Source organism: Natrialba sp. PRR66 (assembly GCF_034808065.1).
GTDB lineage: Archaea > Halobacteriota > Halobacteria > Halobacteriales > Natrialbaceae > Natrialba > Natrialba aegyptia.
Genome location: NZ_JAXHGN010000252.1, coordinates 1 through 239 on the forward strand (window position 1 = coordinate 1; position 239 = coordinate 239).

Sequence of the window (239 nt, forward strand, 5' to 3'; positions counted from 1 at the left end):
TGCGTGCAGTCCAGGTAGGTGCGGACGTAGTGACTGGTGGCGTGCGTGAAGATGGGGTCGACGCCGACGTCGAACCGGCCGGCGGTCCGCGCGAGCGCGCCCAGGAGGATGCGCAGCCCCATCTCGGCGTGGTAGTCCGTGTTCCGCGGCGTCGCGCTGTACGAGCGGACGCCGGAGTCGAAGTGCGCGCCGCACAGCGGCGCGGTGTCGGTCGCGGTGATGCAGACGAGGTCCCTGGT

General features: G+C 71.1%; 1 pseudogene. It reads right to left on the reverse strand.

The window, feature by feature from the left end:
* A pseudogene (locus SM755_RS24135) lies at positions 1–239 on the reverse strand (tRNA (guanine(26)-N(2))-dimethyltransferase); the annotation flags it as partial.